This is a genomic window from Microbacterium sp., assembly GCF_031179285.1.
In the GTDB taxonomy this organism is placed as follows: Bacteria; Actinomycetota; Actinomycetes; order Actinomycetales; family Microbacteriaceae; genus Microbacterium.
The window spans coordinates 68989-83880 of sequence record NZ_JAPSHY010000011.1 but is presented as its reverse complement, the minus strand read 5'-3'; the positions used below and the strand labels follow the sequence as shown (position 1 = coordinate 83880).

14 protein-coding genes are annotated in these 14892 nt (G+C 66.9%); 11 read left to right on the top strand and 3 right to left on the bottom strand.

Annotated elements, in window-relative coordinates:
• The first annotated feature begins 35 nt into the window (after positions 1-35).
• Both RIN18_RS09200 and RIN18_RS09195 read left to right on the top strand, forming a co-directional pair.
• Complete coding sequence (locus tag RIN18_RS09200) at positions 36-1790, top strand: OmpL47-type beta-barrel domain-containing protein (protein ID WP_309103668.1); 1755 nt, start codon at positions 36-38, stop codon at positions 1788-1790.
• 149 nt (positions 1791-1939) lie between these two features.
• Complete coding sequence (locus RIN18_RS09195) at positions 1940-2923, top strand: NAD-dependent epimerase/dehydratase family protein (protein WP_309103667.1); 984 nt, start codon at positions 1940-1942, stop codon at positions 2921-2923.
• Positions 2924-2983: 60 nt separating this feature from the next.
• Here RIN18_RS09195 and RIN18_RS09190 read toward each other — a convergent pair whose 3' ends face one another.
• Positions 2984-3718 carry an aminoglycoside 3'-phosphotransferase gene (locus tag RIN18_RS09190; RefSeq protein ID WP_309103666.1) on the bottom strand — a complete coding sequence of 245 codons (735 nt, stop codon included), beginning with the start codon at positions 3716-3718 and terminating at the stop codon, positions 2984-2986.
• Between the two features lie 168 nt (positions 3719-3886).
• Between RIN18_RS09190 and RIN18_RS09185 the strand changes: the two genes are divergently transcribed.
• Positions 3887-4645, top strand: coding sequence for an SDR family NAD(P)-dependent oxidoreductase (locus RIN18_RS09185; protein ID WP_309103665.1), 759 nt, complete (start codon positions 3887-3889; stop codon positions 4643-4645).
• 34 nt (positions 4646-4679) lie between these two features.
• Positions 4680-5513 carry an NAD(P)-dependent oxidoreductase gene (locus RIN18_RS09180; protein ID WP_309103664.1) on the top strand — a complete coding sequence of 278 codons (834 nt, stop codon included), beginning with the start codon at positions 4680-4682 and terminating at the stop codon, positions 5511-5513.
• A 25-nt stretch (positions 5514-5538) separates the two neighbouring features.
• On the opposite strand, the gene RIN18_RS09175 is transcribed toward RIN18_RS09180, so the two are convergent.
• Both RIN18_RS09175 and RIN18_RS09170 read right to left on the bottom strand, forming a co-directional pair.
• Complete coding sequence (locus RIN18_RS09175; RefSeq protein ID WP_309103663.1) at positions 5539-6099, bottom strand: ribosomal protein L7/L12; 561 nt, start codon at positions 6097-6099, stop codon at positions 5539-5541.
• Positions 6100-6187: 88 nt separating this feature from the next.
• Positions 6188-6949 (bottom strand): GntR family transcriptional regulator, encoded by a 762-nt coding sequence (locus tag RIN18_RS09170; protein ID WP_309103691.1) that lies wholly within the window; start codon positions 6947-6949, stop codon positions 6188-6190.
• A gap of 255 nt (positions 6950-7204) precedes the next feature.
• Between RIN18_RS09170 and RIN18_RS09165 the strand changes: the two genes are divergently transcribed.
• The 7 genes from RIN18_RS09165 to RIN18_RS09135 all read left to right on the top strand — a co-directional run bounded on the left by RIN18_RS09165 (position 7205) and on the right by RIN18_RS09135 (position 14879).
• Positions 7205-8113 carry a sugar phosphate isomerase/epimerase gene (locus tag RIN18_RS09165; protein WP_309103662.1) on the top strand — a complete coding sequence of 303 codons (909 nt, stop codon included), beginning with the start codon at positions 7205-7207 and terminating at the stop codon, positions 8111-8113.
• Complete coding sequence (locus RIN18_RS09160) at positions 8110-9270, top strand: Gfo/Idh/MocA family oxidoreductase (protein WP_309103661.1); 1161 nt, start codon at positions 8110-8112, stop codon at positions 9268-9270. The genes RIN18_RS09165 and RIN18_RS09160 overlap by 4 nt, the downstream gene beginning before the upstream one ends.
• 75 nt (positions 9271-9345) lie before the next feature.
• Entirely contained in the window at positions 9346-10755 is a 1410-nt protein-coding gene (locus RIN18_RS09155) for an extracellular solute-binding protein (protein ID WP_309103660.1), read from the top strand.
• Between the two features lie 2 nt (positions 10756-10757).
• A complete protein-coding gene (locus tag RIN18_RS09150; RefSeq protein WP_309103659.1) occupies positions 10758-11699 on the top strand; it encodes a sugar ABC transporter permease in 942 nt (313 codons plus the stop codon).
• Positions 11696-12550, top strand: a complete 855-nt coding sequence (locus tag RIN18_RS09145) for a carbohydrate ABC transporter permease (protein ID WP_309103658.1) — start codon at positions 11696-11698, stop codon at positions 12548-12550. The genes RIN18_RS09150 and RIN18_RS09145 overlap by 4 nt, the downstream gene beginning before the upstream one ends.
• A complete protein-coding gene (locus RIN18_RS09140; protein WP_309103657.1) occupies positions 12550-13623 on the top strand; it encodes an ABC transporter ATP-binding protein in 1074 nt (357 codons plus the stop codon). Before RIN18_RS09145 ends, RIN18_RS09140 begins: the two co-directional genes overlap by 1 nt.
• On the top strand, positions 13623-14879 hold the full coding sequence (locus RIN18_RS09135; RefSeq protein WP_309103656.1) for a CehA/McbA family metallohydrolase: 1257 nt from the start codon (positions 13623-13625) through the stop codon (positions 14877-14879). The genes RIN18_RS09140 and RIN18_RS09135 overlap by 1 nt, the downstream gene beginning before the upstream one ends.
• Positions 14880-14892 lie beyond the last annotated feature (13 nt).

The following is a 14892-nucleotide window of genomic DNA, read 5'->3' as shown; positions in this document are numbered from 1 at the left end:
TTTCCTGAGTCGCCCACGTCCCAGAAGGAAACAACATGAGAAAACGTCTGAACGCCGGACTGGCTGCCGGCGCCGTCGCCGTGCTGATGGCCATCCCGCTGGCCGCCGCCTCGGCCGCCAGTGCGGATACCGCACCGCCGACGAACGAGGAGACCCTGGCACAGGCTCCCGTCGATGTGGCCACGCAGCCCGCGGAGCCGCCCGCACCCGTCGCAAGCGTCGAGCCGGCCCCAGCGCCGACGGAGCCGCCCGTTCCTGTCGCACCCGCGGAGCCCGCGGCAGCGACCGCGGCGCCGCCGGCACCCGCCGCTCCCATCGAGCCGGCGACACCACCTGTCGACCGGGCCCCCGCTGCCGCCGAGGCTCCGGCCGCAATCGATGCACCCGCCGAGACCTCCTCCGCTGACATCGCGGACACGACGGCTCCCGACATCACGAGCAACTGGAATCCGGCACCTCACGGGTGGTCGACCCAGGCGAGGGTGCAGTTCACGGCTGTTGACGACCTCTCGGGCGTCAAGTCCGTACGGATCCAGCGAGGCAACGTCACCACGACGTGGTACGGACCGCACGGCGCATTCGACCTCGATCTCGGTCGCCAGACTCTCGAGTTCTGGGCGGTCGACAACGCCGGCAATGAGAGTGAGCATCAGACGATCGTCGCCGGCTTCGACAACCTCAAGCCGGAGATCGCCACAGAACCATTCGGCGTGGTCGACGACGCCGGGCGCATCGAGGTGCTGCAGAACACCATCGTTCCATTCGTCTACTCCTGCACGGACGCCCACTCCGGCGTGGAGAAGTGCCTCTCGGCTCGGTCGAGCGGCTGGTCGGTCGACACCTCGACGCTGGGTGAGCACACCGTGAGCGTCGAGGCCAAGGACATCGCCGGGAACACGACCACGAAGACGATCACCTACACCGTCGTCGCCTCCGAGCCGACGGAGCCGAAGGACACCACCGCCCCCGAGGTCATCAGCGACTGGAGCGCGCCGACCGGCGGCTGGACCAACCGCGGGAGCGTCGCCTTCTCAGCGACCGACGATCTCTCGGGAGTGCAGTCCATCAGCATCAGGCGCGACGGCGTCGTCACTGAACTGCCGGGGGATGCCGGGAGCTACGATCTCGAACCGGGCACGCAGACTCTCGAGTTCTGGGCTGTCGATGAGGCGGGAAACCAGAGCGAGCCGCAGTCGATCGAGGTGAGCTTCGATGACGTCAAGCCCACCATCGCGGTCGACTCGATCGTCCAGCCCGATGCCCTGGCCGTGATCGAGGTGCCCCAGGATTCTCACCTGCCGTTCGCGTTCTCCTGTTCTGACACGTTGTCGGGTGTGGACACCTGCGTGTCGGGCTTCACGTCGGGACGCCCGCTCCCCACCGGTGCGCTCGGGGACTGGACGTTCACGATCGATGCGTTCGACAAGGCAGGAAACCACCGTATGGTCGTCCTCCGCTACCGGGTCGTCGACCCGACGGACCCGACGGACCCGACGGACCCGACGGACCCGACGGACCCGACGGACCCGACGGACCCGACGGGCCCGACGGACCCCACCGACCCCACGGACCCGACGGACCCGGCGAACCCCGACACCCCGTCCGCTCCTGCGGACCCGGAGAATCCGGCGAGTCCGGCTGCTCCGGCGAAGCCGTCGGCATCCGGAGGCGTGGCGGATGCGCTGGCGCTGACAGGCTACGACGCAGGATGGATGCCGCTGGTCGGCCTTGCCCTGCTGGTTCTGGGTGCCGGCGCCTACGCCGCGCATCGCGTGGTTCGACCCAGCTGACCGCGCCTCGATACCGCAACAGCCGGACGCCGGTGATCGCCTCGAGCGGTCACCGGCGTCGTCGGTTCGGTCGGGCCCACGAACGCATGAGAGAACGCAGTGTCGCCGCGCGAGCCTCGGGTTCGCGGATACCTGGATAAGGTGCTTGCATGAGTGCGACGAGGGTGTTGTTCATCGGCGGGACGGGGATCATCTCCTCGGCAGCGAGCGCGCTTGCAGCCGAGCGCGGCATGGAGGTGACTCTGCTGAACCGCGGGCGGTCTCGCCGTGCGCCCGCGGACGGCGTCGAGGTGCTGACGGCCGACATCGCAGATGCCGCTGCAGTGGATGCTGCTCTCGCCGGTCGTGAGTTCGACGTCGTCGCAGACATGGTGGCATTCACGCCCGACCAGGTGCAGCGCGACATCGATCGTTTCGAGGGGCGCACGGGACAGTACGTCTTCATCAGCTCGGCGTCTGCCTATCAGAAGCCGGTCGCCCGCCTGCCGATCACCGAATCCACGCCGTTGCGCAACCCGTTCTGGCAGTACTCGAGGGACAAGATCGCGTGTGAGGAGCTCCTCGCCGAGGTTTATCGCGACCGGGCGTTCCCGGTGACGGTGCTGCGCCCATCCCATACGTACGACAAATGGACGATCCCCGCATTCGGGGGTTGGACCGCTATCGACCGAATCCGCAGAAACGAGGAGATCATCGTGCACGGTGACGGGACGTCGCTGTGGACCCTTACGCATGCCAGTGACTTCGCTGTCGGGTTCGTCGGGCTTCTCGGCAATCCGCTCGCCTACGGCGACACGTTCCAGATCACGAGCGACTTCGTCTACACGTGGAACGAGATCTATTCGATCCTCGGCCGAGCGGCTGGCGCGGAACCCCGGCTCCGCTACGCCACCAGCGCCGCGATCGAATCGGCTGCACCGGAACGCTCGGGACAGCTCACCGGCGACATGGCACACTCGGTCGTCTTCGACAACACGAAGATCCGCCGCGTGGTCCCTGAGTTCAACCCGACCGTCGCGCTGCACCGCGCGGCGGACGAGATCATCGAGTGGCACGACACCCACCCGGAACTGCAGCGCGTCGATCCCGATCTGGACACGCTCTTCAGCAGGTTCGTCGACGAGCGGGCGTGACCTCACGCCGCAGACAGGAAGGAGCGCTGACCCTGTGTCGGCACGGCACCTGCCCTGACCTCAGGTCGCGTTCCAGAGGTCGCGGTAGTAGGCGAGCCGTTCCCGGTCGGGTTCGACTCCGTATGCCTCGATGAGAGCATCCTCCCACCCCGGGCCGTAGTTCCACTCGGTGCTCATCGAGGCGACGGCGATGTCGGCCCAGCGGTCGGCGGTGCCCAGCAGGGCGAGGTCGACGTGCGCGACCCAGCGACCGTCCGGACCGATCAGGGTGTTCGGCATGCAGGCGTCGGCGTGGCAGACGACCAGCCGGTCGACGCTCGGAGAGTCACGCAGGGCAGCTGGCACCTCGATGCCGCGCTGCGCGGCGTTGGCGATGCGCGACGGCACGCTCCAGTCCCACGGGCACTCCGCGACCGGAAGGGTGTCGTGCATCGCCCGCAGCGCTTCGCCGACCGCGCGGACGGCCGTCGCCGGCTCCGCCTCCCAGCGCGAGTCGACGGCGCTGAGACCGTCGATCGCGGCCGTGACGATCCACTCGTGCGTGTCGTTCTCCCCGCTGTCGAGCACGCGCGGGACGTTCAGCCAGCGCCCGGCCCACCGCATCCGCTCCGCCTCGTCGCGGAACGCGGATTCCGCATTCCGCGGTCCCCATTTGATGTAGAACGGCTCGCCCGACCCGGTGGCTCGGAACGTGAGACCGCCGTAGTCGTTGCGCCAGACGCAGACGAGATCGGCACCGCGGGCCAGATCGACGACCTTGTCGGGAACGGTGATCGGCTCGGCGGGGATCGTCATGCTCTCCATCCTGCCGTGTCTGGAGCGGGCGGGCGCCGACCGTCGGAGGGAGTGGGCCTGAGAGAGGTGTGTCGTAGGCTCGCTGTCGAATGCGGCGGACATCGTGGTGGAACGGAGAACCACGTAGGCTGAGACGCAGTCGCACGACAACGTTCGAAGGAGAACAGCATGCAGATCACGGGGCAGGGCGCGCTCATCACCGGCGGAGCATCCGGACTCGGCCTTGCGACGGCGCGACGGCTCGCCGCAGCCGGCGCGCACGTCACCATCGTCGATCTCGTCTCCTCCGACGGCGCCGCGCTCGCAGCGGAGATCGACGGCGTGTTCGCCCCCGCGGATGTCACCAGCGTCGAAGAGGTGCGCGAAGCGGTCGCCCAGGCGAACGCCGCCGCCCCGCTGCGGTTCGTCGTCAACTGCGCCGGCATCGCGCCGCCGGCGAAGGTGCTCGACCGTGACGGCAACCCCGCGGTGCTCGCCGATTTCGAGCGCATCATCCGGATCAATCTCGTCGGGACGTTCAACGTGACCTCGCAGGCGTCCGCCGTGATCGCGAAGAACGAGCCGGTCGACGGCGGCAGGGGCGTCATCGTCAACACCGCCTCCGTGGCCGCATTCGACGGGCAGATCGGTCAGCCCGCGTATTCCGCGTCGAAGGGCGGCGTGCATGCGATGACACTGCCGATCGCGCGTGAGCTCGCCCGGCACGGCATCCGTGTGTGCACCATCGCCCCGGGCATCATGGAGACCCCGATGCTCATGGGCCTGCCGCAGGCCGCTCAGGAATCGCTCGGCCAGCAGGTGCCGCACCCGTCGCGCCTCGGACGCCCCGACGAATATGCCGCGCTCGTCGAGCACATCGTCGAGAACGACTACCTCAACGCAGAGACGATCCGCCTCGACGGCGCGATCCGGATGGCCCCGAAATGACCCGCGAGATGATGAGCCACGACGAAGGAGACCGATGAGCACTCTGGCAGGCAAGACGATCCTGATGTCGGGCGGCAGCCGCGGGATCGGCCTCGCGATCGCCCTGCGGGCGGCGGCGGATGGCGCCAACATCGCCATGCTCGCCAAGACCGACACCCCGCATCCCAAGCTCGAAGGCACGGTGCACTCGGCGGCAGAGCGGGTCCGCTCGGCGGGAGGGAACGCCCTGCCGATCGTCGGCGACGTGCGCGATGACGACGACATCACCGAGGCGGTGCTGAAGACGCAGGGCGAGTTCGGCGGCATCGACATCGTGATCAACAACGCCAGCGTGATCGATCTGTCGCGCTCCCTCGACCTCGGAGCCAAGAAGTACGACCTCATGCAAGACGTCAACGTGCGCGGAACCTTCATGCTGTCGCGGGCGGCGGTGCCCATGTTGCGCGAGGCCGAGAACCCGCACATCCTCTCGCTCTCGCCGCCGTTGAACCCCACACCGAAGTGGCTGGGGGCGCACACCGGCTACACGCTGGCGAAGTTCGGCATGACGATGGCGACGCTCGGGCTCGCCGCCGAGTTCGCGAGCGACGGGATCGCGGCGAACACACTGTGGCCCCGAACGACCATAGCTACGGCTGCGGTGCAGAACCTGCTCGGCGGCGACAGGGTGATGGCCGCGAGTCGCACACCCGACATCTACGCCGATGCCGCGTACGCGGTGCTGCTCGAGAGGGCGACGGAGTACACCGGGCAGAGCCTCATCGTCGAGGACGTGCTGGAGGCATCCGGAGTCACCGACTTCTCGGGTTACGCCGCCGTGCCCGGCACGCCGGATGACCGGCTCTTCCCTGACATCTTCCTCGACTGAGCGCTGCTCGTCTCGGGCGCGGGCGTCACCGCGAACGACCGGCGGGCCAGGAGTCGATGATCTCCTTCGATTCCTTGAGGCCGAGCCCGGTGTGCTCGCGCACGAGCTTGATCGCCGCGATCGGGGAACCGCCGGCCATGAGCCTGTCGATCTCGCCGACGATCGGTGCGGGGAGGGTCGAGCGGATCGAGCTCGTCGAGCTCGTCGAACGCGTCGTGGGAGAGGGAGAGTACGCCGGCGACGTGTGCGAGGTGGCTGCCGCGTGCCGGGCGGTGGTGCTGATGGACCAGTGGTCGATCCTGTCCTTCGCCTCTTTCAGGCCGACCTTCGAGTGCGCCCGGAACAACTTGATGGCTGCCAGCCGCTGGCCGGAGGCGATCATTCGGTCGATCTCCGCGATGACCTGCGGTGACATCCCGGCGGGGGATGCGTTCGACGTCGCGGTGGGTGACGAGCTCATCACGGGGGTCGGCGTGAACGTCTGCGCCTCGGGGATCTTCGGTCGCATTCCTCGGAGCGCGGCGGCGAGGATCGCGACGACGGCGATCAGGCCGACGACGATCCCGATGAGCCAGATGATCTCCATCGGCTCAGTCTATGGACAGGGCGAGCCTCAGCCCAGGGGCTTCCCATCCGTTACCGCAGCGGTTCGATGTCGAGCCGAGTGAGAGATGTCATTTCGCGACGAGAGTCGTCTCGAATCGGTAGAGGTCGGGGCGGTAGCAGTGAAGACCGAACTCGATGGCCGCTCCGGACTGATCGAATGACACCCGCTCCATCGTCAGGACCGGACCACCGGCCTCGATCTCCAGCAGCTCGGGTTCATCGCCTTCCGCGCGGCGCGCACCGATCTTCTGCTTGGCCACCCGGATGGCGACACCACGGGCGCGGAGGATCTGATAGAGACCACGGGACTCGAGCTGCTCCGAGGAGATGTCCGCGAAGGCCCGAGGCAGATAGTTCCCGAGTACCGCGACCGGAACGCCGTCCGTGCTGCGCCGCCGCCGCAGGTGCAGCACTTCGGTGCCCGCGTCCAGGCCCAGGGCCGCCGCCACCTCATCCGACGCCTCGACGACTTCCAGCGAGAGAACCTGCGTGCCGGGCTCGTGGTGTGCGCTTTGAAGGTCCTCGTAAAGGCTGGTCAACTCGACCTGGCGCGTGACAGAACCCTGCACCACCTGGGTGCCGATACCCCGGCGCCGCACCAGAAGGCCTTTATCGACCAGCTCCTGGATCGCCCGGCGAATGGTCGGCCTCGAAAGTCCGAGTTGCTCGGCGATCGATATCTCATTCTCAAGACGTGCGCCCGCCGGGATCGCGCCGGACTGGATCGCGCTCTGAAGCCTCGTCGAGACCTGAAAATAGAGCGGCACGGGCCCGGTGCGGTCGATGTCTGCGAAGAGATCGTTCGGCCACGGGGTGACGACGTCGGCCATCTGCTGCTCCGCTTTCTCTGAGGGAGTCACATTGTAGCGACAATCATACGAGCCCTCGCGATGGAGGTCCGGCGCTGTGATTCCGCGCTGCCCGGCGAAGAGACATACCGTCTGCGGACCCCGGCGATGCGGCGGATCGCGGAACAAGTCCGTTTGTACGTACATAGGCGGCGACACCATTGATGCATATGTCGTTACCTGCTAACATTCCCAGCGGACCGTGGTCCACCCCGTTCGACGAGGAAGGGAAGCCGAGTGATCCGCATCGCGAATGCACCCGTGAGTTATGGCGTCTTCGAGTTGGCGCGGCCGGATCTGGTCGCTCTGCCCGAGGGGGAGGAACTCGCCCGCTGGATCAGCGAAGCAGGTTACCAGGGGATCGATCTCGGTCCGGTCGGTCTTCTCGGCCGTGGTGATGAGCTCGTCGACCGGATGCAGCGGCACCACCTGGAACTCGCAGGCGGATGGGTCGATCTCCCGTTCGCGGGCACGCAGGAAGACTTCGAGAGCGCCCTGGCTGGCCTCGATGACATCCTCGATGTGTTCGTCACCGCTGCGGAGACGGGTCCCGCCCTCGCGCCGTTGCCGACCCTGGCCGACTCGGGCAGTGCAGAGCGCAAAGCGCGCCCGGGCGGTGCTCCCGAACTGACGCTCGTCGGAGATGACTGGGCCCGCTTCGCCGACCGCATCAATGTCGCGACCGCCAGGGTGCGCGCGAGGGATCTCGAACCCACTTTCCATCACCACGCCTGCACGCATGTCGAGACTCCGGAGGAGATCGACGCGCTGATCGCGTCGACGGACGTGGGTCTCACCTTCGACTCCGGGCACCTCCTCATCGGTGGCGGCGATCCGCTGCCGGACTTTCGTCGCTGGCGTGACCGGATCAACCACCTCCACCTGAAGGACGCGCGCACGAACATCCTTCAAGAGGCGCTGCGTGCCGACGATCCGATGCGGTCGGTGTGGGAGAAGCGCGTCTTCGTGCCGCTCGGTCAGGGCGATCTCGTCGTCGACGAACTGGTCGACGAGATCGTCGGCAGCGGATACAGCGGGTGGCTCATCATCGAGCAGGACGTGGTGCCGCGGTCGACGGAGGATGTCGAACGAGCCAAGCGCGACCAGATCGCGAACCGCGAAGCCCTTCGGAAGTGGTTCGCGTGAGTGTCGTCCGCGTCGCTGTCATCGGTCTCGGGGCGATCAGCCAGAGCGTGCATCTCCCGCTGCTCCGCCGGAATGCCGAGGCATTCGAGATCACGGCCCTCGTCGACCTCTCGCGCGAGCGGGCGGCAGACATGGCGGCTCGATACGGCGTGGACCAGACCAGACTGTTCTCCTCGATCGAGTCGCTGATCGCCGCGATCGAGGAAGGCCTCGAGATCGACGCCGCCATCCTCGCCACCACCGGCTCACACGCCGGCGACACGCTGAGTCTGGTGCGGGCCGGCGTTCGCGTGCTTGCGGAGAAGCCCCTTGCCTACTCACTCGCCGAGTTGAATGCGCTCGCCGCCCATGAGGTGGAGTCCGGCATCGACCTTCGCGACTGGGTGCGGGTGGGCTATATGAAGGAGTACGACGCGGCCTCGCAGCGCGCGAAAGAGCTGCTCGCCGGTGTCACCCTGAGGGCGGTCAGCGTCGTGGTGATGCATCCGCTCGACGGTTCTCAACTGGAGTTCGCCCGCCTGGCGGCACGGACGCACGACATCTCCGCCGAGACGATCCGGTCGCTCCAGGCGTCGACGTCGAAGACGGTCGACGGTGCGGTCGGTGCCGGGCTTCATCCCGATCTGCGCACGCTCTACACCAACGTCGTGCTGGGGTCGGTCGTGCACGACATCGGTCTGCTCCGCTTCCTGGTGGGGGGTCTCGGAGAGGTGTCCTTCGCGCAGCACTGGGGGCCCACGATGCCCGGATCGGTGCATCTTCGCGGAACGCTTGCCCGTGAACAGACCCCGTGGACCGTGGACTGGCATTACATCGATGCCTACCCGGACTATCAGGAGAGCGTCACCTTCCACCACGAGGGCGGAACCATCGAACTGATCTTCGGCGTGCCGTACGTCACGAACCTTCCGACGGTTCTGAGGGTGACCGAGAACCATCCCGTACTGGGCATCCGTGTGAGCGAATCGCGGTGGATGCAGCAAGAGGCTTTCGAGAACGAACTGTATGCGTTGGCGGCCCTCGTCCGGGGCGAGAGCCCCGAGGGGGCGAGCGTCGCGGAGTCGATCGCCGACGTACAGGTCGGGCAGCGGATGATTCGTTCGCTCGCGCACTCGAAGGGCTTCACGCTCGAATCGAGCGCCGAAGCCGCCCAGTAGTCAGAAGCAGTCGCCAGCAGCAGTCCCCGACCGAGCGGCATCCGCTCGGCGGTCAGCCACACAGAAAGGTCAGAAATGCTCACGTACGCAAAGCGCCGCGCGATCGCGGCGTTCGCCCTCACCACTGCCGGTGCGGTCGTCCTGGCTGGATGCTCCGCAGGGTCGGAGCCCGAGCAGGAAGAGGAGTCGGGCCCCGTCACTCTCACCCTCACCACCAACTCCATCACAGGCGGCAAGAACAGTGCCGAGGCTGATTGGATCGCCGACTACGTCATCCCCGGGTTCGAGGAGGCCATGGCCGATGACGGCAAGGATGTCACCGTCGAGTTCGAGCCGCAGGGCGTGGACGACGAGGACTACAAGACGAAGATCGCGCTGGACCTGCAGTCCGGCAAGGGCGCCGACATCATCGGCATGGACGGCATCTGGGTCGGCGAGTTCGCTGAGGCCGGTTACATCGAGCCTCTCGCGACCGTCGGCGGCGACGCGGTCGACGACTGGGACGGCTGGGCCCAGATCCCGGATGCCGTGCAGAACGCCCTCTCATTCGACGGCGAGCGCTATGGCGTCCCTCAGGGCGCAGACGGCCGGGTGCTCTACTACAACAAGGAGCTGTTCGCTCAGGCCGGTCTGGATGAGGAATGGGCGCCGGAGAGCTGGGAGGACATCCTCGACGCGTCTCGGGCACTCAAGAAGCTCGACGGCGTGACGCCGATCCAGCTCAACGCCGGCACGGCGATGGGCGAGGCGACGACGATGCAGGGTCTGCTGCCGGTACTCGTGGGCACCGGCGAGCAGGTCTACGAGGACGAGAAGTGGATCGGTGCCAGCGACGGTCTCGAGAAGGCACTCGGGCTCTACGAGACCATCTACGTCGATGAGGGACTCGGTGACCCCGTGCTTCAGCAGGAAGCGTCGGGGCGCGACACCTCATTCCAGCTCTTCGCCGAGGGCAAGATCGGCATCCTGCTCGAGGGCGACTACTTCTGGCGTTCTGTGATCAACCCGGCAGAGGGAGTCGGTACTGCGCCGATGGCGGACCGCGACAACGTGGTCGGCTACGCGAAGATCCCCGCGATGGAACCGGGTGAGGGGATCGACGGTCAGGACTTCGTCTCGATGTCGGGCGGCACGGGACGCGTGCTCAACCCGAACTCGAAGCATCCGGAGCTCGCGTGGGAGCTGCTCGCGTTCATGAACTCCCCTGAGGCTTTCGAGGCACGTGCCGCGGGCACCCTGTCGATCTCGCCGCGCGATGACGTGAACGAGAAGCTGCTCTCCACCGACCCGATGCTGATGTTCGTCAGTGAGGAGGTGCTGCCGATCACGGCATACCGCCCCGGCCTCGCGGCCTACCCGCAGGTCTCGGTGCTCCTGCAGCAGGCCACGCTCGACGTCGCGACCGGTACGTCGGTGGAGGACGCCATGAAGACGTACGTCCGCGGTCTCGAAGGCGTCGTGGGTCCGGACGCGATCTCGAAGTGACCATGACGCAAGCGACGATGCCGGCGGGGAGCGTCCACGCCCCCCGCCGGCGCCGGGCGGACGATGTCGCCGGTCTCGGACGTGCGAGGGCGACCCTGTTCGCGGCGCCCGGTCTCCTCCTGATCGGCCTGTTCCTCCTCTTCCCGGCGATCTGGACCGTCTACCTCGGGATGACCAACTATCGGCTCACCGGCTTCGCGGCCGCGAATCCCGAGTTCGTCGGTCTGGCCAACTTCTCGGCGGCTCTGAACGACCCCCGGTTCTGGAACTCGCTGTGGCTCACGCTCGTGTTCGTGCTGGTCTCGGGCATCATCGGCCAGACCGTGCTCGGGTTCGCGCTCGCGTGGATGGTGCGCAACGTGCGCCCGGGCGTCAAGACGTTCATCGAGACCCTCGTGCTCGCGGCATGGGTGATCCCGGCATCCGTCGCCTCGTTCCTGTGGCTGGCGTTGTTGGACCGGCGCACCGGCACACTGAACGCCCTGCTCGGAACCGAAGGCGCCGCCTGGCTGATCGAGCACCCCATGGAGTGCATCATCATCTTCAACATCTGGGTCGGGACGGCATTCTCGATGCAGCTGTTCTCCTCGGCGATCAGCGCCGTGCCGCCCTCACAGCTCGAGAGCGCCCGGATGGTCGGTGCCAACACCTGGCAGCAGCTGCGCGACGTCATCCTGCCCAATATCAGGGGGCACCTGCTCACCAACACGCTGCTCATCACGCTGTGGACCTTCAACACGTTCACCCCGTACCTGCTCACCGCCGGTGGACCGAACGGGGCGACGGACATCCTGTCGGTGTACATCTACCAGACCGCCATCCCCGGCGGGCAATTGGGCCTTGGAGCTGCGATCTCGCTGATCATGCTCCTGATCAACCTGGTGATCGCGCTGATGTACACGCGCGTCTCGAGAGGCAAGAGCGGAAAGAAGGTGCGCTCATGATGGCGACGGTCAAGACAGTGGCTCGTGACCGGGCGGTGATCCATTTCGTCTCCCGGGTGCTCTTCACCCTCGCGCTCGTCATCGTGTCGCTCTTCTTCGCCCTTCCCATGGTGTGGCTCATCCTCGCCCCGTTCGACGCGACGCCGTCGCTCACGCTGTCGTGGCCGGAGTGGACGCTGGAGAATTTCGCGCGGCTGATCGAGAACCCCTACGCGATGGGTTCGATCGTCAACTCGCTGATCCTGGGCCTCGGCACGATGGCACTCGTCATCGTGCTCGGAGCCCTCGCCTCGTATGCGATGAGCAGGATCAACATCCCCGGTCGCGACGGCATCCTGTACGCCCTGTTGCTGCTGTCGTCGATCGTGACCGGGACGGCGGCGATGGTGCCGACATTCCAGTTGATCAATCAACTGCAGCTGATCAACACGCACGTCGGGGTCATCCTGGTGCTCGCCGGCGGCATTCTGCCGACGGTGATCTTCATCCTCAAGGACTTCATGGATTCGATCCCCAAGTCGTATGAGGAATCGGCCCGGCTGTACGGTGCCGGGCCCTTCCGGATCCTGAAGGACATCGTGGCCCCGATCGCGCGACCCGGTCTCGCCTTCATCGCGATCTGGACGATCGTTCAGGTGTGGGGCAACTTCCTCGTGCCCTTCCTGCTCCTGCGCACCCCGGACATGCAGCCGGCCGCTGTGCTCATGTACACCTTCTACACCGAGAGCGGTCAAGCCGATCTCCGCCTGATCTCCGCGTTCTCGCTGGTCTTCTCGGTCCCGGTCCTGCTCATCTACTTCTTCGTCAACCGCCGCTACGGCTTCCGCTTCCACGGAGGGATCAAGTCCTGATGGCCACCATCATCGCAACAGAGCTCGTCAAGGAGTACCCCGGGGGAGTGAGAGGCGTCGACAGCATCGACGTCGAGATCGCGGACGGTGAGTTCTTCGCGCTGCTCGGTCCCTCCGGGTGCGGAAAGACCACCCTGCTGCGCTCCATCGCGGGGCTTGAGAGCATCACCTCGGGCAGGCTCATCATCGGCGAGAAGGATGTCACCAACGCCGAACCAGGAGAGCGCGGAGTGGCGATGGTCTTCCAGGACTATGCGCTGTTCCCGCACATGGACGTGGGTGACAACATCGCCTACCCGCTGCGCATCCGGCGAGTCGGAAAGTCCGAGCGACGCACGACAGCCGAATCCGTGGCGAACGGCCTGTCGCTCGACGGCCTCATCGAGCGGCGCCCAGGACAGCTCTCCGGTGGCCAGCAGCAGCGAGTCGCTCTGGCCAGGGCTGTCGCGACGCGCCCCGATGTGCTCCTGCTCGATGAGCCGTTGTCGAACCTCGACGCCCGGCTGCGGCTGGAGGCGCGGACCTTCCTCAAAGAGTTGCAGCGCGACCTCGGTGTGACGACGGTGTTCGTCACCCACGACCAGGCGGAGGCGCTCGCGCTCGCCGATCGCATCGCCGTGATGAAGGCGGGGAAGCTGCAGCAGCTCGGCACTCCGCGAGAGATCTTCCATCGCCCGAACAACATGTTCGTCGCGGGCTTCATCGGATCAGTTCCCATGAATCTGGTCGAGACCGTGGTCACCGCCGGGCGCATCCGGATCGGCGAAACCGAGGTCCCGGTCCCGGTCGAGGCCGAAGCATCGGTGCGCGAGGGGCAGGCCGTCAGCTGGGGCATCCGTCCCGAGTATCTCCGTTGGTCGACCGAGCCGGTCGACGAAGGCATCCCCGCCGAGGTGGTGGTCACCGAGACCCTCGGTGCCACGACCCTTCTGCTGGTGAGCGCCGGCGAGCACAAACTTCAGGTCGTCGTCCCCGAGGAGCACGAACCCACTCCCGGCGATCGTGGATGGATCGTGCCGCAGCTCAATCGCAGTCTGCTGTTCGACGCAGAGACGACCGAGCGCATCGGCTGATGAGCATCATCCGCACCACCGTCCGCCTGACTCACGAGCTCCAGAACGAGGACCGCTACGTCCGGGTGCCGTTCGATGTGCCGTCCGGCACGGACACGCTGGAGGTGCGCATCTCGTACGACACCGAGAAGGCGGTGATCGATCTCGGTTGCGAAGGCGCTGCCGGATGGCGGGGATGGTCGGGTGGTGCGCGGCGCGCCTTCGTGATCCGGACCGACGATGCGACGCCCGGATATCTGCCGGGACGTCCGGAGGAAGGCGAATGGAACGTGATCCTCGGGATCCACCGCCTGAGCGACGCCGGCGCCGACGTCATCGTCGAGATCCTCCGTCCCGCAGAGTCGATGATCGACCACGGCCCGACGGCGTCGCCGACGACCGGGAGCGCGCGCGGCAGTACGAGGAACCTGCCGGCTCCTGAGGGCCTGCGCTGGTTTGCCGGGGACTTCCATGCCCACACCCTCCACTCCGACGGCCGCGAGAGCATCTCAGGACTGGCTGCGCTCGCCGCGCGCGCAGGGCTCGACTTCCTCGCAGTGACCGACCACAACACCATCAGCCATCACCCGCACCTGCCCGTGATCGGAGCACAGCAGGACATCACGCTGCTCCCGGGGCAGGAGGTCACCACCCACCGCGGTCACGCGAACGCGTTCGGGGACATCGGATGGATCGATTTCCGGCTCCCTGCGCAGGACTGGGTCGATGAAGTCGACAGTCGCGGTGGCGTGCTCAGCGTGAATCATCCGATCTCGGGGGACTGCTCGTGGCTGCACCCTCTGTCACGGGCACCCCGGGCGATCGAACTCTGGCACTCGACGTGGTATCACGAGCTCATCGCCACCTCACCGCTCGCGTTCCACGCCCGATGGGACCGAGACGCTGTTCTGCTGGGCGGGGCCGACTTCCACATACGCGACCAGGGCGTCGGCCCGGGAACGCCGACGACCTGGGTCGCGGCGGAGGACGCGTCCCCCGATGCGATCCTCGCCGGCGTCGCCGCGGGGCGTACCGCGATCATGGGCGGAGTGAGGGTGGAAGACGGTCTCACGGTGCCGGATGTCTTCACCGCCCCCGTGCTCGTCCGCATCGAGGGCGATGTGATCGCGACCGACGCCGACGGGACGATCCTCGTCGACGGCGAAGGGCGCCGGCGTTCCGTCCGCGACGACCTGTCGGTCTTCGAAGCCGATCCCGCTGCCGGCCCGTACTACCTGCTGCACCCCGACAGGCGGATCGCCGCGTTGTGCGCATGACCACCGATGCCCC

What these genes read in the sequence shown, in the direction of transcription:
- RIN18_RS09155 (WP_309103660.1), top strand. Translation starts at nt 9,346, where the DNA reads ATGCTCACGTACGCAAAGCGCCGCGCGATCGCGGCGTTCGCCCTCACC.
- RIN18_RS09175 (WP_309103663.1), bottom strand. Translation starts at nt 6,099, where the DNA reads ATGGAGATCATCTGGCTCATCGGGATCGTCGTCGGCCTGATCGCCGTC.
- RIN18_RS09170 (WP_309103691.1), bottom strand. Translation starts at nt 6,949, where the DNA reads ATGGCCGACGTCGTCACCCCGTGGCCGAACGATCTCTTCGCAGACATC.
- RIN18_RS09140 (WP_309103657.1), top strand. Translation starts at nt 12,550, where the DNA reads ATGGCCACCATCATCGCAACAGAGCTCGTCAAGGAGTACCCCGGGGGA.
- RIN18_RS09185 (WP_309103665.1), top strand. Translation starts at nt 3,887, where the DNA reads ATGCAGATCACGGGGCAGGGCGCGCTCATCACCGGCGGAGCATCCGGA.
- RIN18_RS09145 (WP_309103658.1), top strand. Translation starts at nt 11,696, where the DNA reads ATGATGGCGACGGTCAAGACAGTGGCTCGTGACCGGGCGGTGATCCAT.
- RIN18_RS09200 (WP_309103668.1), top strand. Translation starts at nt 36, where the DNA reads ATGAGAAAACGTCTGAACGCCGGACTGGCTGCCGGCGCCGTCGCCGTG.
- RIN18_RS09150 (WP_309103659.1), top strand. Translation starts at nt 10,758, where the DNA reads ATGACGCAAGCGACGATGCCGGCGGGGAGCGTCCACGCCCCCCGCCGG.
- RIN18_RS09180 (WP_309103664.1), top strand. Translation starts at nt 4,680, where the DNA reads ATGAGCACTCTGGCAGGCAAGACGATCCTGATGTCGGGCGGCAGCCGC.
- RIN18_RS09190 (WP_309103666.1), bottom strand. Translation starts at nt 3,718, where the DNA reads ATGACGATCCCCGCCGAGCCGATCACCGTTCCCGACAAGGTCGTCGAT.
- RIN18_RS09195 (WP_309103667.1), top strand. Translation starts at nt 1,940, where the DNA reads ATGAGTGCGACGAGGGTGTTGTTCATCGGCGGGACGGGGATCATCTCC.
- RIN18_RS09135 (WP_309103656.1), top strand. Translation starts at nt 13,623, where the DNA reads ATGAGCATCATCCGCACCACCGTCCGCCTGACTCACGAGCTCCAGAAC.